We start from the raw sequence: 16,103 nt of genomic DNA, 5'->3' as shown, positions 1-16,103 counted from the left end.
GAATTCTCCGTAGGGTGAGAACCATGTTCGGCTTCAACGACAGCGCACGCAGGATTCACCGACTCGAGGCCCAGGTGGCCGCGCACGAGCAGACGATCGCGCAGTTGTGCGAGAAGCTCGGTATCGAGCCCACGCGTTCGTCGGCCCCGACGATCGTCGCGACGGGTGCGCCGCTGGCCGACGAGGAGAAGCGACTGCTCGGCGAGGGGAAGAAGATAGGCGCGATCAAGGCGTACCGCGAGCGCACGGGTGCGAACCTCGTGGACGCGAAGGAGGCGGTCGAAGGTGGGCTCTGAGGGTAAAGATGTAGACGTCATTGTTGTCGGCGCAGGCTTGGCGGGGCTGAGCGCCGCCACCCAGCTGCGCCGCGCCGGCAAGACGGTCCTCGTCCTCGAGGCGAGCGACCGCGTCGGCGGCCGCTGCAAGCCCGGCGAGATCGTCGGTCGGCGGATCGACCACGGCGGTCAGTGGATCGGTGCCGAGCACCACCGTTACCGCGCCGCCGCCAAGGAACGCGGCATCGAGCTCGCCCCGCAATTCGACGAGGGGGACGCGATGCTGCACCGCGGCGGGCGGGCGAAGTCCTACGCGGGCGCGCTCCCGCCGCTGCCGAAGGTGGCGCTCGCCGAGGTCGCATTGGCGCAGAGGCGCATTGCCGCCGACGTCAAGAACCTTCCCGAAGGGGCGCTGCCGCACATGGCGACGCGGTCGGCGATACTCGACGCGCTCACCGTCGAAGGCTGGCTGCGGCGGCACGTGCGCTCGGTTCCCGCACGCGAGCTGCTGCGCGTGGCGATCGCGGCGATCGTGTGCGCGCCATTAGCGGAAGTGTCCTACCTGCACTTTCTCGAAATCGTGCGGCAGGGCGGTGGTCTCGAATCGATGGTCGCCGTCGCCGGCGGCGCCCAGCAGGATGTCGTCGTCGGTGGCGCGTGGAGCCTGCCCGAGGCGCTCGGCGAGGAGCTTGCCGGCGCGCTGCGCCTCGGGCAGCCGGTGCGCAGAATCACCCAGGATGACGCCGGGGTCTCCGTATTTACCGGCGCCGGAGGTGCGGGTGCCGACGAATTCCGCGCGCGCAGGGCGATCGTCGCCGTCCCGCCTCCGCTGGTGGCCGAGATCGACTTCTCGCCGGCACTGCCGGCGCGGCGGCAGAATCTGCTGCGGCGGCAGATGATGGGCGAGGTGATCAAGGTGCACGTGGCGTACGAGGCGCCGTTCTGGCGTGGCGGCGGTCTCAGTGGTTCCGCGCTCGGCCTGGACCTCGCCATCGGAGTCGTCTTCGATGCCGGCGAGGGCGCCGGCGACCACGCGGGGGCGGGCGTGCTCGTCGCGCTCATCGAGGCCGAGCACGCCACGCGGCTGGCGGAAATGTCCACACAGGACCGGCGCGAGGAGGTCATCGGCGACCTCGTGGCGATCTTCGGTGAGGCCGCAGCCGAACCCGTCGATTACACCGAATGCGTGTGGCGCGAGGAAGAGTGGGCGCGCGGCGGGTATGCGGCGCACCTCGTGCCCGGCGCGATCACCACGCACGATGCCTCGTTCGCCGAGCCCCACGGCCGCGTGCACTGGGCCGGTACGGAAATAGCCCGTGAGTTCACGGGCTATTTCGAAGGTGCGCTGGAATCCGGGGCGCGGGCCGCCGGGGAAATCATTCGCCCCGGCGGCGGTGTCGATGGCGGGGAGGCGGCGCGCTCCTAGGCGTCCGCGCCCACCGGCTCGACGGTCTTCTCCACCGTCTCCTTGAGCGCATGCTCCTTGACGAAGGACATGATGATCGCCGCGATGATGCCCAGCGGTGCCATCCACAGGAAGATCGGCAACAGGGCGTCGTTGTATGCGGTGACGATCGCCTCGCGGGCCCCGGCCGGAAGGCCGTTGACCATCTCGGGGGTCAGCGAATGCGAGTCGCCGCCACCGGCGGGCGCCTGGCCGCCCATGGCATCTGCGAGCAGCGACGTCAGACGCGATGCGAACACAGCGCCGACGAGCGCGGAGCCCACCGTGGCGCCGACCTGACGGAAGTAGTTGACCGAGGCCGTGGCCGTGCCGACGATCGCGCCCGGGAAGGTGTTCTGCACGACGAGCGTGAGGATCTGCATCGAGAGACCGACGCCCATGCCCAGCACGGCGAGCCCGCCGAGGAGCTCCCAGCGCGGGGACTCCGGGTGGAGGTTCGACAGCAGGAACATGCCGAGCGCCATGATCACGGTGCCCACGACCGGGAAGAACTTGTAGCGTCCGGTGCGGGAGACGATGATGCCCGAGCCGATCGAGAAGATGAGCATGCTGCCCATCATCGGGGTCATGAGCAGGCCGGCCATCGTCGCCGAGACGCCGGTGACCATCTGGATGTAGGTCGGCATGTAGCCGAGCGAACCGAACATCACCATGCCCACGCAGATCGCGGCGAGCACGCACAGCACGAAGTTGCGCTCGGAGAACAGGCCGAGCGGGATGACCGGGCTCTCGGCGCGGGACTCGGCGCGGACGAACGCGACCGCGAGCACGATGGTGGCGATGATGAGGCCGATGATGGTCGGCGACGTCCAGTCGTACCGGGTGCCGCCCCACGTGCACACGAGCACGAGGGTCGTGGTCGCGCCGGCGACGAGTGCCATGCCGAGGTAGTCGAGTTTTGGCATGTTCTTCGACTTGACGTGCGGGATGTTGAGGAAGATCGACACCAGCACGATGGCGAGCACGCCGATCGGGATGTTGAACCACATGGCCCAGCGCCAGCCCGGGCCCTCCGTGAACCAGCCGCCGAGCAGCGGGCCGGCGACCGAGGACACGGCGAATACCGCGCCCATGGCGCCCATGTATTTGCCGCGCTGGCGGGCGGGGACGACGTCGGCGATCGCGGCCTGCGACAGAATCATCAGACCGCCGCCACCGAGGCCCTGGATGACGCGAGAGACGATGAGGATCTCGATCGAATTGGCGAGCGCGCCGACCACGGAGCCCACCATGAACAGCCCGATCGCGGTGAGGATCACCGGACGGCGACCGAAGAGGTCGGACAACCGGCCATACATCGGCATGACGACGGTGGAGGCGAGAATAAAGCCGGTGATGACCCACGTCATCTGATCGACGCCGTGGAGCTCGCCGACGATGGTGGGCAGGGCGGTAGCGAGAATCGTCTGGTTGAGGGAGGCCAGCAGCATCGTGGCCATGAGGCCGATGAATACGGCGGCTACGTTGACGTGCGGGGTGGAGTCGGCGCCGGGATCGCCGGGGGCCTCCTCCAGGAGCACGCCGTCATCAGGCGGAGTGGAAGACATGATTTACCTCGTGCGTTTATCGTGTGCCGCCGATCGGGCGGCAAAATTCTAAGGTGAAATTTAAGATACGACTGTGTATCTTGACAATCCGATACTAGGCGCATTCAATTGGATACGCAAACGTACCTAAAGGAGCTGTGATGTCCACTCGCCGGAGAGGGGAAGACCTCGAGAATGCGCTGTTCAAGGCCGCGTGGCAGGAGCTGAGTGAGTCAGGTTACTCGGGGATCACGTTCGAGGCGGTGGCCTCGAGAGCACAGACTTCGCGTGCCGTCCTCTACAGGCGCTGGGCGGACAAGGGCGAGCTCGTGCGGGACACGATCGCCCACCACTTCAAGCTCTTCGCACACAACGTGCCCGACACCGGTACTTTTCGCGGGGACCTCATCGCGTTGCTCGAGCAGTCGAACGCGACGCGGGAGCACATGCTCACCGGAATCCGCGTGCATTTGAGTGGGTACTACGAGGCCACGGGTCAGAGCCCGGCCGAATTGCGTAAGCATGTGCTCGGCGACGGGCCAGACGTGCTTGAGGTGGTGTACCAACGAGCCATCGAGCGCGGGGAAGTGGACCCGGAGAAGGCGACCCGGATGGTGCGCAAGGCGCCGTTCGCGGTGCTCCGCAGCGAGATCATGAGCACCCGCGACAGGGTGCCGCAGAACACGCTCGAGGAAATCGTCGACACCCTCGTGCTTCCGCTGGTCACGCCGGCGCACAGCACGGTCTGAGCGCTCGGCACGTCTTAGGCGAAAGCCGGCGCTCGGGGGCTAGCGCCGCTCGACGAGCTCGGCGCAGGCGTCCCAGAGTTTTTCGGCAACTCCGACGTCATAGCTGCGCTTATTCGAGGCGACAGGGCGCGGGAAGCCCTGAACCTCGCCCGGGCCGTCGGGGCCGATGTACCAGCCGCCGGGCAGATCCGGGACCGTGGCCGCGTAGAGCTCGGGCAGCGCGCCGCGGTGAGGCGGCTGCGCGAGGAGCGGCAACGAGTTGCCGAGCTTCATGATCTGGCGCACCACCGCGTTGCTGCTGTGCGACTGCAGGTTGGTCGCCGAATAACCCGGGTGCGCGACGACAGCGCGCAGCGTTGACCCCTCGCGCACGAAACGGCGCTGCTGTTCGTAGGCGAGCATGACGCACGCGAGCTTCGACTGCCCGTAGGCGAGCCACGAATTGTAGGAGCGCCGCTCGTAATTGAGGTCGTCGAGGTTGATCCAACCGAGCTGGTGCATGAGCGAGCCGAGCCACACGACGCGGTCGGTGATCTTGTGCTCGAGCTGCGAGGTGAGCGCGAAATGGCCGAGCACGTTGACGCCGAACTGCTCCTCGAAGCCCTGCGCGGTGCGCCCGAGCGGGATGTCCATGACGCCGGCGTTGTTGATGAGCACGTCGACGCCGCGGTCCTCGATGCCCGACACGAACGAATCGACCGAGCGTAGATCGCCGAGGTCGAGCTCGTGGACCTCGGCGAGCTTGCGCGAGTCCGCGGGCAGCTCCTCGCGCGCCGCCTCGGCCTTCTCGGTGTTGCGGCACGCCATGATGACGCGCGCGCCCGCGCCAGTGAGCGCCTTGGTGCTGTGCAGGCCCAGGCCCGAATTCGCGCCCGTGACGACGAAGGTGCGGCCGGTCTGGGCGACGATGTCGGCTTCGGTCCAGCGTTGAGTTGCCATGGCGCCCATTAAACACAACTCTCGCGGGGCCCGCGTGGATCCGCGCCACGAACAATTGTTACGGGCCGAGCGCGGGCACGAAACACAGTCGTTTCACGGCGTTCACGCGAGTAAACCTCGCCGAAATGCTGCGTGCATAGCGTCGGACGCATCCACTGCGGAAAGGATGTGTCGCGATGGCGCGCTCACACGTGATCGAGAACTGGAATCCCGAGGACACGACGGCCTGGGAGGCGGGCGGCGAGAAGATCGCCAAACGGAACCTGCTGTGGTCGGTGGTCGCCGAGCACGTCGGGTTCTCGGTGTGGAGTTTGTGGTCGGTGCTCGTGCTGTTCATGCCCGAGGATGTCTACGGGCTCGGCGCGGCCGATAAATTCCTCATCGCCGCCGCCGCGACCGCGACCGGCGCGGTGCTCCGCCTGCCCTACAGCCTCGCCACGGCGAAGTTCGGCGGCCGTAACTGGACCGTGTTCTCCGCCGTCGTCCTTCTCATCCCCACCGGCGGCGCGTTGCTGCTCGTGCTCGACCCGGGCCACGCGCTGTGGGCGTACCTGCTCGTCGCCGCGCTCTCGGGCTTCGGCGGCGGGAACTTCGCGTCGTCGATGACCAACATCAACGCCTTCTTCCCGCAGCGCCTCAAGGGCTGGGCGCTCGGCCTCAACGCCGGCGGCGGCAACCTCGGCGTGCCCGTCGTGCAGCTGCTCGGCCTGCTCGTCATCGCCACCGTGGGCAATACGCGGCCGGAGATCGTGTGCGCGGTGTACCTCGTACTCCTAGCGGTCGCGGGCATCGGCGCCGCGCTGTACATGGACAACATCGACGGCCGCACCGCGGATCTCAAATCCCTCGGCGCGGTGATGGCCTACCGCGACTCCTGGCTCATCTCGCTGCTCTACATCGGCACCTTCGGCTCCTTTATCGGCTTCTCCTTCGCCTTCGGCCAGGTACTCCAGCAGCACTATCTCGCCGGCGGCGACAGCCCCGCGCAGGCGACGCTGCACGCCGCGCAGATCGCGTTCCTCGGCCCGCTCCTAGGCTCCATTGCCCGCGTGTACGGCGGCAAGTGGGCGGACCGGATCGGCGGTGGGCTCGTCACCGCCGCGGCGTTCGTCGTCATGCTCGCCTGCTCCGTCGCGCTCGCCGCCGTCGACTCGTTGCCGGTGGTCGTCGCGCTGTTCATCGTCTTGTTCATCGCCTCGGGTGTCGGCAACGGTTCGGTGTACAAGCTCATCCCGGACAGCTTCGAGGCGGTGTCGTGGAAGAAGGTCCACGACCAGAGCCTCGAACCGGGCCGCCGCCGAGAATTCTCGCAGGTCTCTTCGGGTGCGCTCATCGGCGTCGCCGGGGCGATCGGCGGACTGGGCGGCGTCGGCATCAACATGGTGCTGCGCCAGTCCTACCTGGACACCGGCGACGCCTCCTCGGCGTTCGCGTTCTTCGCGATGTACTACGTCGTGGCCGCGGTGATCACCCTGTCGTTCTTCACGAAGGTGCGCCGCCGCACGAGCACCACGCAGGCCTGCGACGCGCTCACCTACGGCGAACGGGCCGCGAATGCTGCCGATCCCGCCCTGGTGCGCCAGAAATGACCCGCACCGACACCCACTGTCCCTACTGTGCGCTGCAATGCGGGATGGCGCTGTCTCCCACAACCCCATCGCAGGATGACGTCGGACGCCGCGTCCCGCTCGAGGTCACCCCGCTCGACTTTCCCACCAATCGCGGCCGGCTGTGCCGCAAGGGCTGGTCGTCCGCCCAGGTCCTGGGCGTCGGCGATCGCCTGACGACCCCGCTGCTCCGGCGCGGCGGAAAGTCAGGCGAGCTCGCGCCCGCCACGTGGGGTGAGGCCTTCGACGTCATCGCCGAGGCGGTGCACCGGGCGAGCGCCGGCGGCCGCGAACCCGACCGGGTCGGCGTGTTCGGGGGCGGCGGGCTGACCAACGAGAAGGCGTACATGCTGGGCAAATTCGCCCGCCTCGGGCTGGGCACCTCGCAGATCGATTACAACGGCCGCTGGTGCATGTCCTCGGCGGCCGCGGGCGCGGCGCGGTGTTTCGGCCTCGACCGCGGCATGCCGTTCCCGCTCGCCGATCTCGACGATGCCGAGGCCATTCTTCTCGTCGGCGCGAACCCGGCGGAAACGATGCCGCCGATGGTCACGCACCTGGATACCGCGCGAGAGTCCGGCGGGCTCATGGTCGTCGATCCCCGCCGCAGCGCGACCGCGCGCCTCGCGGACGAGGCCGGAGGGGTGCACCTGCAAAATCGTCCCGGAACCGACGCCGCGCTCGCCGCGGGGCTGCTGCACATCGCCGTCACCCGCGGATGGGCCGACCGCGACTACATCCGAGACCGCACCAGCGGTTTCGACGATGCGTGGGCCGTGGCCTCGCAGTGGCTGCCCGAGCGCACCGAGGCCGTGACCGGCGTCGGCGTGCCTGCGCTGCGCGCCGCGGTGGAGCGGCTCGCCACGGCCGCGCGGGCCGGGCGCGGGGCGTACATCCTCACCGCCCGCGGCGCGGAGCAGTCCTCCCGCGGCACCGACACGGTAGCCACGTGGATCGCGCTGGCACTCGCCCTCGGGCTGCCGGGCCGCAAGCGCTCGGGCTGGGGCACCATCACCGGACAGGGCAACGGCCAGGGCGGACGCGAGCACGGGCAGAAATGCGATCAGCTCCCCGGGTACCGCAAGATCACCGACCCCGCAGCACGCGCCCACGTCGCCGCGGTATGGGGAGTGGACCCGGACGCCATTCCCGGGCCGGGGCGCAGCGCGTTCGAGCTGCTCGACGCCTGCGGCCGCGATGTCGCCGCCGACGGGCGCCCCGGCGTTCAGATGCTCTTCGTGCACGCTTCGAACCCGGTCGTCTCGGCGCCGGACGCCGCCCGCGTCGCCGAACGGCTCGACACGCTCGACACGCTCGTCGTCGCCGACTTCGTGCCCTCGGAGACCGCGCAGCTCGCCGACGTCGTGCTGCCCGTGCGCCAGTGGGCCGAGGAGGAAGGCACCGTGACCAACCTCGAGGGGCGCGTGCTGCGCCGGCGCCGCGCCGCCGAGCCGCCCGCCGGCACCCGCGACGAACTCGAGATCCTCCGCGCGCTGGCCGAGCGCCTCGGCAGGCCGGCGCACTGGTTTCCCACCGACCCCGCGGAGGTGTTCGACGAGCTCGCCCGGGCCTCCGCCGGCGGCGCCGCGGACTACTCGGCGATCTCGCACGCCCGGCTCGATGCCGGCGAGGCGCTGCACTGGCCGTGCGGGGCCGATTCGCCCGGCGGGACCCCGCGGCTGTTCCTCGGCTCCTTCGCCACCGCCGACGGGCGCGCGGTGTTCTCTCTGGACGTGGGCGCGCCCGACACGTTCGACACCCGCGTCGCCGAGCGCCAGGTCGTGCTCACCACCGGGCGGCTGCTCGGGCATTACCAGTCCGGCGCGCAGACCCGCCGCGTTCCCGAACTCCACCGCACCGACCCCGAGGCCACCGCGACGATGCACCCGGACACCGCCACCAGCTTCGACCTCGCCGACGGGGTGATGGTGCGGATCCGCGGGCGCGCCGGATCGATCGAGGCGCGCGTCCTCCTCGATCCCACCTCGCGCCGCGACACCGTGTTCGTGCCCTTCCACTTTCCCGGCGCCGGGCGCGCGAACCTCGCCACCGAGGCGAGTCTCGACCCCCACAGCCGGATGCCCGATTTCAAGGTCAACAACGTCACGATGGAGGCGATCTGAATGTCCCACCGACCGCGGGTCATCATCGTCGGCGGCGGAATGGTCGGCGCCCGCTGCGCCGAGGAACTCCGCTCCCGCAGCCGCTCACTCGAGATCATCGTTCTCGGCGACGAGGAGCACCTCGCCTATAACCGCGTCCTGCTCTCCACCGCGCTCGCCGGCTCCCTGGCCCCGTCCGAGACTGAGCTCCACTCTGCGCGGTGGTGGCGCGAGCGCGACATCGACTTCCGCACCTCTACATCCGTGCAGGCCGTGGAAGCCGCCGCGCGCACCGTTCTCGTCGACGGCCCGGCCGGGCCCGAGCAGCTGCCGTTCGACCACCTCGTCCTCGCCACCGGCGCGCGCTCCTTCCTTCCGCCGACCCTCACCACCGCCCATGACGTCGGACATCCCGAAATCCTCGGCCTACGCGGACGCGCGGACTGCGAACGGGTGCTTGCGGCGGCGCGGGGCGCCCGGAACATCGCCGTCATCGGCGGGGGAGTGCTCGGCGTGGAGATAGCGGACGCGCTCGCGCGCAATCCGGACGTCGCGGGCCGCGGCGCGCGGGTGTCGCTGCTGCATCCCGGCGACGCGCCGATGGACAAGCAGCTCGGCGCAACACCGGGGGCGATCCTCGCCCGGTGCGTGCGCGAACAGGGCGTCGACCTGATGCTCGGCGCCCGCGCCGCCGGCGTCGAGGAAGGAGGGCTGCGCCTCGGCGACGGCCAGTTCGTGCCCGCCGATCTCGTCGTGGTGTCCGCGGGCGTGCGGGCGAATACCGCGCTCGCCGAGAATGCGGGTGTAGACGTGCGGCGCGGCATCGTCATCGACGAGCGCTGCTCCACCAGCGCGGATGGGCTGTGGGCAGCGGGGGACTGCGCCGAATTCGACGGGGTGCCCACGGGAACCTTGCGGCCGGGCTGGGAACAGGCGGAGGTCGTCGCCCACAACATCTGCGCGCAGTTCGGCGGCGCGCAGGAGCCGCGCACCGTCGCCCACCGGCGGGAGGCGGTGCGCCTGAAGATCGACGCGCTCGACGTCGCCTCCTTCGGGCGCTGGTGCGTCGAGCCCTTCGACTGGGAACCGGGTGGGCCGGACGTCACCGTGCTCTCCGACCCCGCGGCAGGACGCTACGGCAAGCTTGTCGTCGAGTCCGGAAGGATCGTCGGCGGCGTGCTCGTGGGGATGGACGACGTCGTCGGCGCCGTGACGCAGATGTTCGACTCCGGCGCGATGGCGCCGCTCGACAGGCTCGCGATGCTCACCGGCACCGAGTCGGCGGGCGCCGGCGGCGGCGAGCCCGAACCCGCGGACATGCCCGGCGAACACACGGTGTGCCAGTGCAACGCGGTGAGTAAGGACGCCCTGGTCCGCGCCCACGGCGAAGGCGCGTGCGACGTCGCCGCCATCGCCGAGTGCACCCGCGCGACGACGGGCTGCGGCACGTGCGCGGGGAAAGTGGAAAAGATCCTCGGCTGGCTGGACGCGCAGGACGCGCACGCACGCGAACCCGCCACGGTGTGAGATGGCGCGCCTCGCCGCTCAGTGCGTGCAGGTGCCGCGGACCCATTCTGCCGAGCCGGCCGCGCCGTACTGCCGCTTCCAGATCGGCACCTCGGACTTGATGCGGTCGATGAGCTCGCGGCACGCCTCGAAGGAATCGCCCCGGTGCGCGCTCGACACGGCGGCGGCGACGGCGACATCACCGACCGCGAGGGTGCCGACGCGATGTGCCGCGGCCACGCGAACCCCGAACTTCTCGGCGATCTCGCCGCACACCTGCGCCATGAACTCCGGTGCCGACGGGTGGCAGGAGTACTCCAGCGAGGTCACGGTCTCGCCGGGTAGGTCGCGATCGTGGTCACGCACGAGCCCGGTGAAACACACTGTCGCGCCCACGGATTCGGCACGCACGAGCGCCTCGACCTCCGCCGGGACAATCGCCTCGTCGCGGATCTCCGCAAGCAGGACGCTATTTCCCATGCTTACCCCGCGAGGACGGCGTGGACTCCTCGTGCGCACCGGAGGCATCCCCGACGGCCTCGGACACCATGAGCAGATGCTCGAGCACGGTGTCGAGCACAGCGAGCCCATCGGCCACCCCGCCGCGCGAACCCGGGAGCGTCGCGACAAAAGTAGAACCGGCGAAACCGGTGACCGAACGGGATACATCGGCAAGCGGGGTGTTCGCCCGCCCGTGCGCGCGCATCGCCTCTCCGACGCCCGGCACCTCGCGAGTGAGGAGCTCCGCTACGGCCTCCGGCGTCCGGTCGTCCTTCGCGACACCGGTGCCGCCGGTGGTGAGCACGACAGAGGGATTCGCGGCGAGCGCCTCCCGCAGCGCGACGGAGACATCCGCGTCGGCCACGAGAAGGGGACCTGCGACGTCATACCCCTTGCCGCGCAGCCAGTCCGCGATCTTCGGCCCCGTTTTGTCCTTGCGCTCGCCGAGCGCCCCTCGGGTGGAGGACGTGAGCACGACCGCAGTGCGCGCCTCGCCCGGCTCGCGGGCGGCGAACTCGCGCAGCGCCCCGACCGCCTTCGAGAGTGCGGCGCTCGCAGGCCCCGAATCGGCGCCGCGCGACCACTGCCCGGAGCGGCCTCCCGTCTTCGCGGCGAGCTTGATGTCCTCCGCGCGCGCCGCCGGGTCAACAGCCTTGACCATGTCGTGCAGCGTCAACGCGGCGACGTGCACCGCCGTGAGCGCCTCCATCTCCACGCCCGTCTTTCCCGTGGTCTTCGCCGTCGCGGAGATCTCGATCCGATCCCCGCGCGGGGTGAGCTCCACCTTGACGCCGGTGAGCGGAATCTGGTGGCACAGCGGAACGAGTTCCCACGTGTGCTTCGCCGCGTTGATCCCCGCGAGCCTCGCGGTGGCGAGGACGTCGCCCTTGGGCATTCCGTCGCTCGCCACGAGCTCGATAACCTCGGCCGTGGTTACGAAAACGCCAGTGGCGGTGGCAGTTCGACTTGTCACGGCTTTATCGTCGATGTCGACCATCCGCACCGCGCCGGCGGCATCGGTGTGCGTCAGGCCCGCGGCGGATCCTGCGTTTTCCACTGCGTCCTCGGGTGTGTCCTGGGGCTCGGGCTTGGAGTGCTTGGCCATGCCCTCAATCCTAGCGCCGCGCGTTTCGCGACCGCCCGCCCCGCGCGTAGCCTCGGATTTGAGCCGAGCCGGCGGGAAGGAGGAATGCGATGCTCCTCGACACGTTCGGACGCGTGGCGCGCGACCTTCGCGTCTCGCTGACCGAAAAATGCAACCTACGCTGCACGTATTGCATGCCTGCCGAAGGTTTGCCGCTGGTCCCCGCGGACCGGCTTATGACGTCGGAGGAAGTCATCCGCCTCGTCGACCTCGCTATCCGCGATCTCGGCATCGCCGAGGTGCGCTTCACCGGTGGCGAGCCGCTGCTGCGCCGCGACCTCGAACACATCGTCGCGAGGTGCCACGAGCTGCACCCGGCGGTCCCGCTCGCGATCACGACCAACGCGCTCGGCCTGGCCAAGCGCGCGGACGCGCTCGCCGCCGCGGGGCTCACGCGGGTCAACATCTCCCTCGACACCGTGGACCGGGCGACCTTCGAGCGCGTCACCCGCCGCGACCGCGTCGATGCCTCGATCGCCGGGGTGCGCGCGGCGAAGGCCGCCGGGCTAGGCCCGGTCAAGGTCAACGCGGTGGCGATGCGCGAGACTCTCGCCGGTGCGCCGGAGCTGCTGCAATTCTGCATGGACGAGGGCGCCGAGCTGCGTTTTATCGAGCAGATGCCGCTCGAGGCGGAGCAGACGTGGCAGCGCGGCGCGATGGTCACCGCGGACGAGCTGCTCGCGGTCCTGTCCGAACACTTCGAGCTCACCCCTGTCGGGCGCGACGATCCTGCGGCGCCCGCGGAGCGTTGGCAGGTCGATGGCGGCGCCCACACCGTCGGTATCATCGCGTCGGTCACCCGGCAGTTCTGCGCCGCTTGTGACCGCACACGCGTCACGGCGGAGGGGACCGTTCGGCCGTGCCTGTTCGGGGACGACGAAACCGACTTGCTCACGCCACTGCGCGCCGGCGCGAGCGACGAGGAGATTGGCGAGCTCTGGAAACAGGCGATGTGGGGCAAGTGGGCCGGACACGGCGGGCTCACCGACGACCGCCCCCGCGCCAAGCGGACGATGGGAGGGATCGGTGGCTGAGCTCGTCACGCAGGCCGTCGAGGTCGAATATTTCGCCTGGGCCGCCGACACGGTCGGCACCGAAAGCGAGACGCTGCAGGTCGCCGGGGGTACGCTGGCTGGAGTCCGCGAGGCCATCGTGAGCACCCACGGCGAGAAGGCCGTCGAACTCCTCGACGCGTGCCGCTTCTTCGTCGACGAGGTCCTCACCCGCGACCTCTCCCGCCCGCACGGCCGCAAGGTCGACGTGCTCCCGCCCTTCACCGGAGGCTAACCGTGACCAGCTCGCTCATCCGTTCCTCCACCCGTGCGGCGACCTTCCGCCGCGCAGGCGCAGCCCTCGCCGCCACCGCGGTTCTCGCCGCCGGATGCTCGACCGATTCCGATTCCGGTTCCGGTGCGGACTCGGAGCAGTCACAGGTCACCATCCGAATCGGCGCCGCGGCCTCGCTCTCCGATGTTCTCCCGCAGCTCATCGAGAAATTCAACGAGACCAACCCCGATGTGCAGGTCGAGTTCGAGCCCGCCGGTTCGCCGACGCTCGTGTCCCAGCTCATCGGCGGCGCCCCGTACAACCTCGTCATGCTCGCGAGCGAGGCCTCGCTGGAACCGGCGACCAAAGCCGGCGTCGTCACAGGCGAAGCGATATTCGCCCGCAACGTCCCGCAGATCGCGGTGCCCGCCGACAACCCGGCGCACATCGACGGGCTCGACGACTTCGCGGGCGAAGACGTCCGCGTCGCGTTGTGCGAGGTCGAGGTGCCGTGCGGCGCGGCAGCGAAGAAGGTCATCGACGCGGACGGGGTCCAGTTCGAGCCCGTCACCCGCGAGAACGATGTCACCGCGGTGCTCACCCGCGTGCGCACCGGCGAGGTCGACGCGGGCATCGTCTACCGCACCGACGTCGCCTCCGCGCGCGGCGAAGTGGAGGGCATCGACGTGCCCGACGCCGAGGCCGCGACCACGAGCTACCCCGTCGCCCAGTCGACCGCCGACGACGGCGACGAGGCAGCCGACTCGGCCGCCGGAAAGTTCCAGGACTTCCTCCTCACACCCGAGGCACAGAGCATTCTCGCCCAGGCCGGATTCCTCGCGCCCGAGGGCAACTAGGGGTGCGCTCTCGCGCACGAGCGGGCGGGGCAGCGCTGCGCATCGCCGGCTGGATCGGCGTCGCCATACTCGTCGCCCCGCTGCTCGCGCTCGTCATCCTCACCCCGCTCGGTCGCCTGTCCGAGCTCACCTCCGACGGCGCGGTGTGGGACGCGATCAGGCTCTCGCTCCTGTGCGCCGTCTGCGCGACGGCGGCGTGCGCCGTCATAGGTACTCCCATTGCGGCACTGCTCGCCGGCCCCGATTTCCGAGGCAAACGTGTAGTCCGCGCGCTGGTCACGGTGCCGATGCTCATGCCCCCTGTCGTCGGCGGCGCCGCATTGCTTGCTCTGCTCGGTCGGCGCGGCGTGGCCGGCGAGCCGCTGTTCGACGCGTTCGGTTTCTCCATTCCCTTCACGACGGCGGCGGTGGTGATCGCGCAGGCCTACGTCGCGCTCCCGTTCTTCGTCATGAGCGTCGAGGGCGCGCTGCTGTCCCGCGACCGCGATGTCGAAGAGGCCGTCTCCGCCTTCGGCGCCGACCCGGCAACCGTATTCCGCAAGGTCACGCTCCCCGCAGTGTTCCCGGGCATCGGCGCAGGCGCGGTCCTCGCCGCCGCCCGCGCTCTCGGCGAATTCGGCGCGACCGTCACGTTCGCCGGCAATCTCCAGGGAGTCACCCGCACGATGCCCTCGGAGATCTACCTCGCGCTCCAGACCGATCCCGATCGCGCGAACATCCTGTCGATCTTCCTCATCGTCGTCTCGCTCGCCGTGCTCATCGTGCTGCGCGGCCGCTGGGCGGACAGGGTGGGGGTGTCATGAACGAACCCTCGTTGCACGCTCGCGGCGGCGCCCTCCGCCTCGCCGGCACCATCACCCGTGGAGAGTTCACCCTCGCCGTCGACATCTCCGTCGAACCCGGCGAAATCGTCGCGCTGTCCGGACCTAACGGCGTCGGAAAAACGACAGTCCTGCGCTTCCTCGCCGGCCTCGGCGGCACCCTCGACCCCGACGGCACCTACACCCTCGGCGGCGAGGACATGACCCACCTGCCGCCAGAGCATCGCCGCCTGGCCGTCGTCTTCCAAGAGCCTCGGCTCGTTCCACATATGACGGCGGAGACCAATGTCTCCTTTGCCGCCACACTCTCCGGCATTCCCCGCGCCGACGCACACCGACGGGCCGCCGAGCTCCTCGACGAACTCGGCCTTCCGCCGAACAAACACACACTCAAACCGACGAAGCTGTCCGGCGGGCAACGCGGACGGGTGGCCATCGCCCGAGCCCTCGCCGCGCAATCCCCGCGCCTGCGTCTACTCGACGAGCCGCTCGCGGCCATCGATGCACCCAGCCGCGGCCCGCTGCGTGACGTCCTCGCCCGCCACCTCGCGGACTCGGACGCGCCCACGATCCTCGTCACCCACGACCCCACCGACGTCAAAGCACTCGCGACCCGCGACATCCCGCTCGGCTGAGCACCGGCCTCAGGCAACGGCGAAGCGGTATCCGCGACGGTCTCGATGTCACAGGACTGCAATCGGCGGTGTCCCTGGTGTGTGGGCTTCGACAAGCGGGCCCCGACAAGGCAAGGAGACGGGAATGGACAAGGTGCAGGCGGTAAGCGGCAGCACTGATCGTGCGTGGATCCCGCTGGGCGCGAGCAGCCTGCTCGAGAGATGTGCGGAGTGGGCGTCGACAAAGATCTACGGCAAGGTGCTCGACCCGCTGGCGGTGTCCTTCCACCACAAGGGCGCGCTGGCGAGTTCACTCGCGTTGGAGGCGACCGCCTCGCGGTGGAAGGCGCTGCCGACGACGATGAGCACGCTGGCGATACTCGCGGTGAGTCGGGAGATCGGCTGCTCGTGGTGCATGGACTTCGGCTACTGGGAGGCCAACCACAGGGGAGTGCCGGCAGAGAAGATCCGCGGCATCGCGGAATGGGAGGCAAGTGCCGTCTATACGCCGCTCGAGCGAAAGGTGATCGCATACGCGGTCGCCGCGACGGCGACGCCCTCCGCCGTCACACGCGAGATGGTCGACGAACTTCGGGAGGAGTTGACCGACCGGCAGATCGTGGAACTTGCTGCGCTTGTTTCGCTGGAGAATTACCGTAGCAGGACAAACGCGGGACTCGGGCTGTCGAGTCAGGGCTTCAAGGACACCTGCGAGATCGGATGAGGGATGC

At 69.6% G+C, this 16,103-nt stretch carries 16 protein-coding genes; 12 read left to right on the top strand and 4 right to left on the bottom strand.

Annotated elements, in window-relative coordinates:
* Positions 1–14 precede the first annotated feature (14 nt).
* Both BJL86_RS13885 and BJL86_RS13880 read left to right on the top strand, forming a co-directional pair.
* Entirely contained in the window at positions 15–296 is a 282-nt protein-coding gene (locus tag BJL86_RS13885; protein WP_198034328.1) for a hypothetical protein, read from the top strand.
* Entirely contained in the window at positions 286–1,701 is a 1,416-nt protein-coding gene (locus BJL86_RS13880) for a flavin monoamine oxidase family protein (RefSeq protein ID WP_067477206.1), read from the top strand. Before BJL86_RS13885 ends, BJL86_RS13880 begins: the two co-directional genes overlap by 11 nt.
* Here BJL86_RS13880 and BJL86_RS13875 read toward each other — a convergent pair.
* A complete protein-coding gene (locus BJL86_RS13875) occupies positions 1,698–3,287 on the bottom strand; it encodes an MDR family MFS transporter (RefSeq protein WP_067477209.1) in 1,590 nt (529 codons plus the stop codon). The genes BJL86_RS13880 and BJL86_RS13875 overlap by 4 nt on opposite strands.
* A 140-nt stretch (positions 3,288–3,427) precedes the next feature.
* Here BJL86_RS13875 and BJL86_RS13870 point away from each other — a divergent pair, with 140 nt between their 5' ends.
* A complete protein-coding gene (locus tag BJL86_RS13870; RefSeq protein WP_067477212.1) occupies positions 3,428–4,015 on the top strand; it encodes a TetR/AcrR family transcriptional regulator in 588 nt (195 codons plus the stop codon).
* 39 nt (positions 4,016–4,054) lie between these two features.
* On the opposite strand, the gene BJL86_RS13865 is transcribed toward BJL86_RS13870, so the two are convergent.
* Positions 4,055–4,954, bottom strand: coding sequence for an oxidoreductase (locus BJL86_RS13865; protein ID WP_067477226.1), 900 nt, complete (start codon positions 4,952–4,954; stop codon positions 4,055–4,057).
* 176 nt (positions 4,955–5,130) lie between these two features.
* Here BJL86_RS13865 and BJL86_RS13860 point away from each other — a divergent pair, with 176 nt between their 5' ends.
* From BJL86_RS13860 to BJL86_RS13850, 3 genes are read left to right on the top strand one after another with little or no spacing between them, the layout of a single operon-like run.
* Positions 5,131–6,543, top strand: a complete 1,413-nt coding sequence (locus BJL86_RS13860) for an MFS transporter (RefSeq protein WP_067477215.1) — start codon at positions 5,131–5,133, stop codon at positions 6,541–6,543.
* Positions 6,540–8,684: a molybdopterin oxidoreductase family protein gene (locus BJL86_RS13855; RefSeq protein WP_075845038.1), complete on the top strand. Its 2,145-nt coding sequence runs from the start codon at positions 6,540–6,542 to the stop codon at positions 8,682–8,684. The genes BJL86_RS13860 and BJL86_RS13855 overlap by 4 nt, the downstream gene beginning before the upstream one ends.
* Positions 8,685–10,190 carry an FAD-dependent oxidoreductase gene (locus BJL86_RS13850; RefSeq protein WP_067470768.1) on the top strand — a complete coding sequence of 502 codons (1,506 nt, stop codon included), beginning with the start codon at positions 8,685–8,687 and terminating at the stop codon, positions 10,188–10,190.
* An 18-nt stretch (positions 10,191–10,208) separates the two neighbouring features.
* Here BJL86_RS13850 and BJL86_RS13845 read toward each other — a convergent pair whose 3' ends face one another.
* Positions 10,209–10,649: a molybdenum cofactor biosynthesis protein MoaE gene (locus BJL86_RS13845; protein ID WP_067470766.1), complete on the bottom strand. Its 441-nt coding sequence runs from the start codon at positions 10,647–10,649 to the stop codon at positions 10,209–10,211.
* Complete coding sequence (moaCB, locus tag BJL86_RS13840) at positions 10,639–11,775, bottom strand: bifunctional molybdenum cofactor biosynthesis protein MoaC/MoaB (RefSeq protein ID WP_082908252.1); 1,137 nt, start codon at positions 11,773–11,775, stop codon at positions 10,639–10,641. The genes BJL86_RS13845 and moaCB overlap by 11 nt, the downstream gene beginning before the upstream one ends.
* Before the next feature lie 89 nt (positions 11,776–11,864).
* Between moaCB and moaA the strand changes: the two genes are divergently transcribed.
* The 6 genes from moaA to BJL86_RS13810 all read left to right on the top strand — a co-directional run bounded on the left by moaA (position 11,865) and on the right by BJL86_RS13810 (position 16,096).
* Entirely contained in the window at positions 11,865–12,848 is a 984-nt protein-coding gene (moaA, locus tag BJL86_RS13835) for a GTP 3',8-cyclase MoaA (RefSeq protein ID WP_067470764.1), read from the top strand.
* Complete coding sequence (locus BJL86_RS13830; RefSeq protein WP_067470762.1) at positions 12,841–13,101, top strand: MoaD/ThiS family protein; 261 nt, start codon at positions 12,841–12,843, stop codon at positions 13,099–13,101. The genes moaA and BJL86_RS13830 overlap by 8 nt, the downstream gene beginning before the upstream one ends.
* Positions 13,102–13,103: 2 nt before the next feature.
* Positions 13,104–13,937 (top strand): molybdate ABC transporter substrate-binding protein, encoded by an 834-nt coding sequence (gene modA / locus BJL86_RS17255; RefSeq protein ID WP_197487501.1) that lies wholly within the window; start codon positions 13,104–13,106, stop codon positions 13,935–13,937.
* A 2-nt stretch (positions 13,938–13,939) separates the two neighbouring features.
* Complete coding sequence (gene modB / locus BJL86_RS17250) at positions 13,940–14,740, top strand: molybdate ABC transporter permease subunit (protein ID WP_067470760.1); 801 nt, start codon at positions 13,940–13,942, stop codon at positions 14,738–14,740.
* A complete protein-coding gene (locus BJL86_RS13815) occupies positions 14,737–15,393 on the top strand; it encodes an ABC transporter ATP-binding protein (RefSeq protein WP_075845037.1) in 657 nt (218 codons plus the stop codon). Before modB ends, BJL86_RS13815 begins: the two co-directional genes overlap by 4 nt.
* Positions 15,394–15,517: 124 nt before the next feature.
* Positions 15,518–16,096, top strand: coding sequence for a carboxymuconolactone decarboxylase family protein (locus tag BJL86_RS13810; RefSeq protein ID WP_082908251.1), 579 nt, complete (start codon positions 15,518–15,520; stop codon positions 16,094–16,096).
* Positions 16,097–16,103 lie beyond the last annotated feature (7 nt).

The sequence above is a fragment of the Dietzia timorensis genome, assembly GCF_001659785.1.
Taxonomy (GTDB): Bacteria; Actinomycetota; Actinomycetes; order Mycobacteriales; family Mycobacteriaceae; genus Dietzia; species Dietzia timorensis.
The sequence above is the reverse complement of the archived record's forward strand: the minus strand, read 5'-3'. Positions and strand labels throughout refer to the sequence as shown.

Excerpts from the sequence above, each read along its gene's own strand:
- BJL86_RS13875 (WP_067477209.1), bottom strand. The coding sequence starts at position 3,287 with ATGTCTTCCACTCCGCCTGATGACGGCGTGCTCCTGGAGGAGGCCCCC.
- BJL86_RS13855 (WP_075845038.1), top strand. The coding sequence starts at position 6,540 with ATGACCCGCACCGACACCCACTGTCCCTACTGTGCGCTGCAATGCGGG.
- BJL86_RS13850 (WP_067470768.1), top strand. The coding sequence starts at position 8,685 with ATGTCCCACCGACCGCGGGTCATCATCGTCGGCGGCGGAATGGTCGGC.
- BJL86_RS13845 (WP_067470766.1), bottom strand. The coding sequence starts at position 10,649 with ATGGGAAATAGCGTCCTGCTTGCGGAGATCCGCGACGAGGCGATTGTC.
- moaCB (WP_082908252.1), bottom strand. The coding sequence starts at position 11,775 with ATGGCCAAGCACTCCAAGCCCGAGCCCCAGGACACACCCGAGGACGCA.
- BJL86_RS13860 (WP_067477215.1), top strand. The coding sequence starts at position 5,131 with ATGGCGCGCTCACACGTGATCGAGAACTGGAATCCCGAGGACACGACG.
- moaA (WP_067470764.1), top strand. The coding sequence starts at position 11,865 with ATGCTCCTCGACACGTTCGGACGCGTGGCGCGCGACCTTCGCGTCTCG.
- BJL86_RS13865 (WP_067477226.1), bottom strand. The coding sequence starts at position 4,954 with ATGGCAACTCAACGCTGGACCGAAGCCGACATCGTCGCCCAGACCGGC.
- BJL86_RS13870 (WP_067477212.1), top strand. The coding sequence starts at position 3,428 with ATGTCCACTCGCCGGAGAGGGGAAGACCTCGAGAATGCGCTGTTCAAG.
- BJL86_RS13815 (WP_075845037.1), top strand. The coding sequence starts at position 14,737 with ATGAACGAACCCTCGTTGCACGCTCGCGGCGGCGCCCTCCGCCTCGCC.
- BJL86_RS13810 (WP_082908251.1), top strand. The coding sequence starts at position 15,518 with ATGGACAAGGTGCAGGCGGTAAGCGGCAGCACTGATCGTGCGTGGATC.